This is a genomic window from Frankia sp. CgKIO3, from assembly GCF_977946435.1.
The window spans coordinates 1-8,453 of the sequence record NZ_CDWTMO010000167.1 but is presented as its reverse complement, the minus strand read 5'-3'; the positions used below and the strand labels follow the sequence as shown (position 1 = coordinate 8,453).

At 68.2% G+C, this 8,453-nt stretch carries 11 protein-coding genes; 8 read left to right on the top strand and 3 right to left on the bottom strand.

Features of this window, described 5'->3' with window-relative positions:
- From AC08OJ_RS16400 to AC08OJ_RS16375, 6 genes are all read left to right on the top strand, one after another.
- Window positions 1-267 (top strand): ATP-binding cassette domain-containing protein (locus AC08OJ_RS16400; RefSeq protein ID WP_476596186.1); only part of this gene is annotated, 267 nt, incomplete at its 5' end.
- Window positions 264-1,010 carry a substrate-binding domain-containing protein gene (locus AC08OJ_RS16395; protein ID WP_476596185.1) on the top strand — a complete coding sequence of 249 codons (747 nt, stop codon included), beginning with the start codon at window positions 264-266 and terminating at the stop codon, window positions 1,008-1,010. The genes AC08OJ_RS16400 and AC08OJ_RS16395, both read left to right, overlap by 4 nt.
- 359 nt (window positions 1,011-1,369) lie before the next feature.
- On the top strand, window positions 1,370-1,717 hold the full coding sequence (locus tag AC08OJ_RS16390) for a VOC family protein (protein WP_476596184.1): 348 nt from the start codon (window positions 1,370-1,372) through the stop codon (window positions 1,715-1,717).
- A gap of 29 nt (window positions 1,718-1,746) precedes the next feature.
- On the top strand, window positions 1,747-2,727 hold the full coding sequence (locus tag AC08OJ_RS16385; protein WP_476596183.1) for an FAD-dependent monooxygenase: 981 nt from the start codon (window positions 1,747-1,749) through the stop codon (window positions 2,725-2,727).
- A gap of 352 nt (window positions 2,728-3,079) precedes the next feature.
- The gene (locus tag AC08OJ_RS16380; RefSeq protein WP_476594085.1) at window positions 3,080-3,508 is read left to right on the top strand and encodes a hypothetical protein; all 429 of its coding nucleotides are present in this window, start codon (window positions 3,080-3,082) and stop codon (window positions 3,506-3,508) included.
- Between the two features lie 155 nt (window positions 3,509-3,663).
- Window positions 3,664-4,545 carry a MurR/RpiR family transcriptional regulator gene (locus tag AC08OJ_RS16375; protein WP_476596182.1) on the top strand — a complete coding sequence of 294 codons (882 nt, stop codon included), beginning with the start codon at window positions 3,664-3,666 and terminating at the stop codon, window positions 4,543-4,545.
- A gap of 127 nt (window positions 4,546-4,672) precedes the next feature.
- Here AC08OJ_RS16375 and AC08OJ_RS16370 read toward each other — a convergent pair whose 3' ends face one another.
- On the bottom strand, window positions 4,673-5,386 hold the full coding sequence (locus AC08OJ_RS16370; RefSeq protein ID WP_476594079.1) for a VIT1/CCC1 transporter family protein: 714 nt from the start codon (window positions 5,384-5,386) through the stop codon (window positions 4,673-4,675).
- 335 nt (window positions 5,387-5,721) lie between these two features.
- On the opposite strand from AC08OJ_RS16370, the gene AC08OJ_RS16365 reads away from it, so the two are divergent.
- Together AC08OJ_RS16365 and AC08OJ_RS16360 are read left to right on the top strand one after the other, a co-directional pair.
- Entirely contained in the window at window positions 5,722-6,345 is a 624-nt protein-coding gene (locus AC08OJ_RS16365) for a hypothetical protein (protein ID WP_476596181.1), read from the top strand.
- 487 nt (window positions 6,346-6,832) lie between these two features.
- On the top strand, window positions 6,833-7,168 hold the full coding sequence (locus AC08OJ_RS16360) for an indolepyruvate ferredoxin oxidoreductase subunit alpha (RefSeq protein ID WP_476594081.1): 336 nt from the start codon (window positions 6,833-6,835) through the stop codon (window positions 7,166-7,168).
- Between the two features lie 268 nt (window positions 7,169-7,436).
- Here AC08OJ_RS16360 and AC08OJ_RS16355 read toward each other — a convergent pair whose 3' ends face one another.
- Both AC08OJ_RS16355 and AC08OJ_RS16350 read right to left on the bottom strand, forming a co-directional pair.
- Window positions 7,437-7,868: an RrF2 family transcriptional regulator gene (locus AC08OJ_RS16355; RefSeq protein ID WP_476594082.1), complete on the bottom strand. Its 432-nt coding sequence runs from the start codon at window positions 7,866-7,868 to the stop codon at window positions 7,437-7,439.
- 216 nt (window positions 7,869-8,084) lie between these two features.
- On the bottom strand, window positions 8,085-8,453 hold a 369-nt coding region (locus AC08OJ_RS16350; protein ID WP_476596180.1), incomplete at its 5' end, for an O-methyltransferase.

The following is an 8,453-nucleotide window of genomic DNA, read 5'->3' as shown; positions in this document are numbered from 1 at the left end:
GGGCGTGCGGGGGCTGGCTGGGGTGGGTTCGGCGTGAGTGTGGAGGCGCCGGTCGTGTTGGAGGTGCGTGATGTTCACAAGAGGTTCGGGCATGTGCGGGCGTTGCGGGGGGCGAACCTCACGGTTCGTCGCGGCGAGATCGTGGGCCTGGTCGGTGACAACGGCGCGGGCAAGAGCACGCTGACCAAGGTTCTTTCGGGTTGGCATCGCGCCGATCAGGGTGAGGTTTTCGTCGATATCCCAAGGAGTTCTCGGCCGCCGCGATGACGCCGATCCTCAACTCGGTCCTGGCCGACAAGCCCGACGGACTCATGATCAGCGTGGCCGACGCCAATGCGATGTACGCGCCCCTCGCCAAGGCCAAGGCCCAGGGGCTGCCGATCGTGACTGCATTTAACACGCTAGACAATCCGGCTCCACTTGCCTCGCAGGTCGTCGCGGACGAGGCCGCCGGCGGTCGGCTGGCCGCGGAACTCATCGCGAAACACCTCGGAGCCGAGGGTGGCAAAGTTGCGGCCGTTGCGTTCACCCCAGGTCAGAGCGTGCCGTCCGACCTAAGGTGGCACAACTTCGAAAGCAAGATCAAGGAGTACTCGAACATCAAATATCTGGGTGCGGAGATCACCGACGTATCTCCTCAGACGGCAACGGCGAAAATGAACGCGATCCTGGCGCGCGGCCCCGATGTCAAGGCAGTCTTCACGAGCTTTGGACTGGCCGCGCTCGGCGCGTCGACAGCTCTCCGCCAACGCGGAAATAGCGGCATCTATGTGGTCACCTATGACACCGTTGCGGCGGTCAACAAAGCTGTCAAGAGCGGCGAGATCTCCAGCGTGATCAGTACCAACTATCGTGAAGCTGGTGTAAAGGCGCTGGACCAGGCGGTCGCGGCGGCGACCGGTAAGCCGGTCGACAAGGTCGTCACTCTTCAGCCCCGTGTTTACACCGCGGAAAATATCGGCCAGCCCGAGATCCAGGACGAGCTACAGGCAACCAAGTGCCCGATCTGACCGAATGTAGGCAAGGTTTCTAGTGTCCTGAGTCGCTTGGAGTTCGGCCACGGCCTGGTAGAGCGTCAGGCCGTGGCCGCCGCTGGTGGGCACAGTCGCCTTGACAGCCGCTCGGTCACGGTCTCCCGCTGGTCGGGTCCGGTTTCCGCCTAAGTGGACGTCCCAGCCGCGCCAGACGGTGGCCATCATGATGGATCTTGACCATTCCGGCACAAGCTCGGCAACTGCCCACGAGCACCTGCACAGCGAGTGGGGCAGGGAACGCGGGGAACACCCGGGCCGGGCCCGCGATCCTGTGATCAAGGTTGCCGACCTGGCGTGGTTGGAATTTGAGAAGCCGAACCTGGATCGGGCCGAAGGTGTTCGCGCGGGATTTCGGTTTCGCCGTCGCGTGTCGCACCCAGGACGCGCTCTACCTGCGCGGCACCCTGCCGGGCATCCACTGCATGATCGTTCGGCGGGGTCCGGTGTCCCGGTTCGTCGGCTCCGCGTTCCATGCGGCGGACCCGTCCGACCTGTCACGACTGGCCAGGTCTAGCGGTAGCGAGGTGCGGGAGCTCGACGAGCGGGGCGGCGGCCGGGTAGTGGATCTGCGCGACCCGAGCGGCATTCCGGTCCGGGTCGTGCAGGGGGTTGAGGCCTTACCGGCACTTCCCGAACAGCCACCGCTGACAGCGAGGCGGACCTGGCCGCCCCGGCGACACTGACTGAGCTGCTAGCCCCCTGGATCCGCGGCGTGCCACGGTCCGGGGTGGAGGTGCTGCGACAGGCAGCATACACGTTCCGGGCCCGGGTCGCTGACCGGTGGCGCCTCGGGCGGGTCTTCCTGCTTGGCGACGCGGCGCACGTGACCCCGCCGTTCATTGGCCAGGGCATGGGCGCCGGGCTACGCGACGCCGCCAACCTCAGCTGGAAGCTGGCTATGGTGCTGTCCGAAGGAGCCGACGACCGACTGCTCGACACCTACCAGCTCGAACGCGAACCCCACGTGGCCCGCCTGATCCGGACGGCGATCACGGTCGGCTGGGCGATGACCGGTGGTCAGGACAACGCCGCGGCCGCTCGGCGGCTGGTCCTTGCTGGAGCCTGCCGGGTCCCGGGCTTCAGCCATGCCGCCGCGCGTACGACGTCGCCCCGGCTACCCGCCGGGCCGCTGGTCCGACCCCGCCACCGCGGTCTTGGTGGCCTGGCCGGGACCCTGCTTCCACAACCGTGGGTCACCGTCGACCGGCGTCGGTGCCGCCTCGATGACCTGCTCGGTGACTCCTTTGCGATCGTCGCTTCCGGCCCGCTCGATCCCGGCCTCTCGGTCCTGGCGCGGCGCCTGCGGGCGCGGGTCTTCCAGGTCCGCGCCGCCACCAGCGGTTCGGGTGCCACCAGCGGTTCGGGGCATCCGGCCGGCCTGGACGACGGTGACGACGCCGTCATCTCCGACGGCGGGATCTTGGCCGGCTGGTTGCGCCGGGCGGGGGCCGGGGCCGTGCTGGTGCGCCCCGACCGGGTCGTCCTGGCCGCGGCACCGCAGGCGCGCGGAAACGGCGCGGTCGGCGCGGCCATAGCCCGGGACTCGGCCGGGTGGCTGCCGCTGCTGCCGCCCACCCGCACCTCCCGCCTCAGAGCTGAGAACTCCGCCTCTTCGGACCGGCCGCGCGGGTCCCGCCAACCGGCTTCGCTCGCACCGCGCCGAACGGTGCCTGTTCGGGAAGGACCAGCATGACGACGAACCCGGGTGGCCTTCCGACTCCTGTCGACCCGACCGCGGGCTGCTGCCCTACCCAGTCTGATCGATCGAGCGGTCCGACGACAGGGCATGTTCGGCGACCGCCTCCGGCTGCTCTGCCGACGGTGCGGATCCGGGCCCGCGTGTTCCGGTGTCGGCAAGCTGGCGGCCCTCGATGTCGAATGTGTCAGTAATGACAGATCGCCGGTCCTTGTTGGCTTGTGATTGCGGTCACCCGTTGATCGCCTGCCGGGCGGGGACTCACTGCCGGAGGATCGCGAACGTCTCCTGGAGCAGGCGCAACGCGGTCGTGAGCGTCCGGTCCGGTTGGGGCAGCGCGGAGAAGGCGATGAGAGTGCTGCGCATCGCCGCCGCCGTCCGCCCGGCTGAGTCGTTCGGCAAGGGCGTGTGCCAGGCCGTCCTCGAACTCGCGCAGCAATGTCGTGGCGGACCTGCTCGGTTGGGTCACAAAGGCGACCGGTGGGCCGCTGAACAGAAGGCCGAGGCCGACGCCACGCTCAGCCGCGATGGCGAACAACGCGTTACACACGGCGGTCTACGGGGGCTCGTCGGCCGGGCGGACGCGGACATGCTCTTGGAGCACCGGGATCAGGGCGTGCGTCTCACCGAGAACCAGGTCTTCCTTGGACGGGAAATATCGGAGCCGAAGGCCGGCCGGCTGCTGGCTCGGATCCCCGTCGGCCGTGAGCCGCACGGTCTCGCGGTCTGGCCGCAACCCGGTCGCTACTCCCTCGGCCATACTGGGATCATGCGCTGAGGGTCGCGGACGAGCTCCGGACCCCTTCACCCTGGCCGACACCGACCGCCCGGGACCGAAATGGACTTTCATGATACATGATACTATGGAATATTCATCCGAAGTTTACCTTTAGGCATCTGACCGTTGCGTCTACGCGCTTAGCGTGACGTGTCGTGACTAGTGATGTGACTGTGAGGGTCGAGGGCGGCGCTGCCGCGCCCGCCGTGTTGGAGCGCATCCGGGCTTTGTCGGCGTCGCTGTCGTCGGCGGAGCAGCGGGTGGCGCGGCAGGTCCTCGCCGACCCGGTTGCGATGATCCACCAGTCGGTGAGCGAGCTGGCGCAGGTGTCGGGAAGCTCGCCGGCAACGGTGGTGCGGTTCTGCCAGAGCCTCGGGCTTCGGGGCTATCAGGAACTCAAGCTGGCGCTGATCCGGGAGACGCTGCCGGTGGAGCGGCAGCTGGTGGACGAGGTGTCCGCGGCCGATGGCCCGGATGAGATCGCCGGGAAGGTGCTCGGCGGGGCGGCGAGTGCGCTGACCGAGGCGGCGCGGGGGATCGACGGTGGCGTGCTGGCGGCGATCGCCGACCTGGTTGTCGCCGCGCCGCGGACGTTGTTCGTGGCGGTGGGGACGTCGGCGCCGCTGGCGATGGATGCCGCCTACCGGCTGACCACGGTCGGGGTCGATGCGCGGTTCGCCGGGGACGCGCATGTGCAGCACGTCACCGCCCGGATGCTAGCGGCGGGTGATCTGTGTGTTGCGGTCAGCCACACCGGCTCGACGGCGGAGACACTGGCGGCGATGCGGGCGGCCGTGGACACCGGGGCGCACACCGCCGCGATCACGAGCTTTGCCCGGTCACCGTTGACCGAGCTGGTGCAGCACGCGGTGGTGGTGGGCAGTCGGGAGACGGCGTATCGCATCGAGGCGATGACCAGCCGGATCGTGCACCTGTCGGTGCTCGACGCCCTGTTCGCCCTCGTGGTGGTGCGCAGCCCGCGCAGCCCCGGCGCGCTGGCGATGACCGCCGACGTGATCGTCGAACACCGGATGTAGCCGCCTACCAGACCCGGCGGCGCCGGTGCCGACGACCCGTGGTTCGCCCCGCGCCCACCGAGGAACGGTATGAGCCCACGGACCAGCGGTGGATCGGTCGTGGGCTCAGGTACGTCCCGGCGGTCGGTCAGCCGCCGGCCGCGCCGGTGATCAGACCGACCAGCGCGGTGACCAGCATGGCCGCGGCGCCGCCCAGCACGACGCGCAGGGCCGGACGTAGCAGCGCCATACCGGCGGCCCGCGCGGCGAGCATGCCCGCGACGGCGAGACCGATCATCGTCACCACGACGACGAGCGCCAGGCGGCCCGCCCCCGCCGGGGCCGACATCCCGAGGAACGGCACCAGCCCGCCGGCCGTGAAGCTGCCCGCCGACGCGACGGCGGCCTGGACCGGGCGCGCCCGGGTGGCCTCACTCTGGCCGAGTTCGTCGCGCAGGTGCGCCTCCAGCGCACCCCGCTCGGTCAGTGCCACGGCGACCTGCCTGGCGAGGTCGTGCGGAAGGCCGCGCCGCTCGTAGATGCCGACCAGCTCGGCGAGCTCGGCCGCGGGGTTGGCCGCCAGCTCCGCGCTCTCCTTCGCCCGGTCCGCGTGTTCCACGTCGGCCTGGGAGCTCACCGACACATACTCCCCGGCCGCCATCGACATCGCCCCCGCGGTCAGACCCGCGATCCCGGCGGTCAGGACCGCGCCGGTGGAGGCGCCGCTCGCGGCGACGCCGACGATGAGGCTGGAGGTGGAGACCAGGCCGTCGTTCGCGCCGAGGACGGCCGCGCGCAGCCAGCCCGAACGGTTCGTGCTGTGCCGCTCCGGGTGCCGTCGCATCGCACCGAATGTCGCCATGGGGGCATTACAGCACGGCGTTGGCGATCAGCATGGGTACGCTCAACGGATCAAGAACCATCTCTGCCCGTTCCTCGAGGTAGACCGCTGGAAATCGTGCGGGGGGCGTCATGACCGAGTACATGCCCCGACCGAGTACAAGGCCTGACCGAGTACAAGGCTGACGGAATTCCGGCCGCCGGTCGGCGCGGGAAAACCCGTAGGCCGGTCGGGGAAGGTCCCGCCCGGCCTACGCGCGGAGGTGAACCAATCCGGATGCCCCGCGCCGGCCCTGCGAATGATGAACGGCAATGATGGACAATCAAGGCTGACAGTGATCGCGCGACGTGGGATTGGTGACCTTGCCCCGACATCGTCCGATGCGGCCGGGACCGCGTACCCCGTACGAGGAGAGCTGGCTGGCTGGCGCGGAACTCGGTGAGGCGCTCACGCGCGGATGGCGTCCGCGGGCACAACCCGTGCAGATCGCGCTGGGTGCGGGTGAAGCCGTGCTGGCCCAGGCACCCGTCTGCTTCTGGCAGTACATCGGCCAGAACGTCACCTATAATCAGGGGTGGTTCGTCGCCTTCGGTAGTCCCCTTCTGCTCGGCGCGTCCCTGCTCGGCAGTGCCCTGTACAACGGCAGCCAGCGCAGGCGCGCCGAGGCGCTCGCCGTGGTCCAGTGGCGCCCTGTCTCCCAGGGGCACCTTTTCCTGACGAACTGGCGCCTCGTGCTGGCGCTCACGACCGGCTGGACCGATATCGGCTACCCGTACCTGGGGGCGTCCGGTGTGGACGGCGACAGCATGGTCATCATGCTTGCCGGCCAACCCCCCGTCCGACTGCAGGTGTGGCCGGCGCACTGGTTCTTCGTGCTCATGAGATTCCTCGCCTACGGCGAGATCGTCCGGATGGAAATTCCGTCCCACCTGCAACGATCGCCTGCCCCCCGGGCCCTCGAACCTCCGCCTGGATCGTGAACCCCCGCCCGGGCGGGGTCTGGGGAACGCCGGTGACGCCGCATGATCAGCGGCCTTCCCGGAGTGTGATCAGTGGGTACGCCCGGTGGGTACGGCCGGCGGGTACCGGCGTCCGGATTTCTCCCGGGGGCGGCCCCGCTACCCTGCTGCCTCGTGCCGGTACCGTGATGGCGTCCTCCGGGAAAATGCGGGCGGGTATTCAAGCGTGATTCGGGTCAAGATAATGTTATTGATAAAAATATCCTTGAGATTTTCCTTCGAGTGGATTTCGAGGATATCCATGAGGCTTGCCTCGCGGATAATTTGTTTACATGCCGTTCACGGTGCACGACCTGCCAGCGCCCCGCGAACCTATACCATTCATTCGGGTTCGCCGCACGGCCATCCGTCTCGGTCGGAACCAGCCGAGAAGAAGTCGGAGGCCAGCCATGGGATTGACTGCCGTCCGGATGTGGTCCGGCATGGTCGATCGAAAGTGAGGGTTCTCATGCCATTTGTCATCACCGCCGCGTGTATCGATGTCAAGGACGGCTCCTGCCTGGAGGGGTGCCCGGCCGATTGCATCTACGAGGGTGACCGTAAGATGTACATCAATCCGGACGAGTGCACGGAATGCGGCGCCTGCGCAGTGTCCTGCCCGGTCGGCGCGGCCATCAGTGACGACCGTGTTTCCGCGAAGGACAAGGAGTTCATTGAAAGCGAGGCGCTGTTCTTCAGCACCATCCTGCCAGGTCGGGACGCACCGCTCGGCGAGCCGGGCGGTGCCACGAAGCTCGGTAAGATCAAGGCTGATACGCCCTTCATCGCCGCCTACGGAAGCTGACGAGGGTGACCTCGGGTATTCGCCGGGGCGGAGCACGATAAAGCGGAGCAGTAGCGGGAAAAACGAACCGAGAGAATTCGCGGAAAGGCCGGTGCTGGCGGACCTCGGGTCCGAGGCGCCGGCCTGACGCCGAGACGTTGCGGGGGATTCCTCCCGTAACCAGCCTGCGTTCCAGACGATTCTATCCCGGAGGTCCGACAGAACGGCGGGGTCCGCTCGTCCAGTCCCGGGTAGTTCCAGGGCGTTTCGTGGAGGGCGGGGCCGGGTGTCAGCGGACCGGTGGCGCGAGGGAGCGCAGGACGGCGCCGGCGGGTTCGTCGGTGAGCTCGGCGAGGGTCACCTCGTCGAGCGTGACCAGGAAGTTCTCCTGGGCTCGTCGCAGGAGGGGGCGCAATCGGCAGGCGCATCGCAGCGGGCACGGGGGACCGTCGCAGGAGACGAACTCGTCCGTGCCCTCGAGGGCACGGACGATGTGCCCGACGGTGACCTGCGTCGCGCCCGGGGCGAGCAGCACCCCGCCGGTGCGTCCGCGTACGGTGACCACGAGGTCGAGCCGCTGGAGGCATTGCACGATCTTCGCCATGTGGGTGAGCGGAACATCGAGGGCTTTCGAGAGGTCGCGGACGGTGAGGCGATCCTCCCGGGTGGCTGCGAGCATGAGCGCCCGCAGCGCCAGGTCGGTCGACTGGGTCAGGTGCATGGGAGCGCACCTGTCGAGGTGACGGTCACCCGACCATCTTGCCTTCTACTCTTCGTAGAAGATTGTCCCGACGGCACCTGCGTCCCACGGGTGCCGCCTGCCGAGATCGGACCTCGGCGGGAGCGCGGCCCCGGGTGTGACATCGCGCCGGGACCGACCGGTGCCGGCCGGTGCCGGCCTCCTCGTGGCGACCGCGGACCCCCCGGCCGGGGGAGTCTAGACGGGTGTCCGCGGCGAGGGCAGTTTCCGGACGATGGTCAGTCCGTCCGCAATGGGCAGCATGACAACCTGTACCCGGGAGTCGTCGGTAAGAAGATCGTTGAACTGTTTGACGGCGACGACAGCAGGATTGTCCGAGTCGGAGCGCACTACGTTCCCATACTGCAACACATTGTCGACGATGATGACCCCGTTCGGGTTCATCCGGGGAAGGAGAAGCTCGTAATACCTCCTATACGAGGTCTTGTCCGCGTCGATGAACGCCAGGTCGAAGGTGGGTTCTTCGGGGAGTATGCCGAGGCTGTCGGCCGCCGGTCCGAGGACGAGGTCGATGTGATCGGAAACACCGGCCCGAGCCTCAATGCC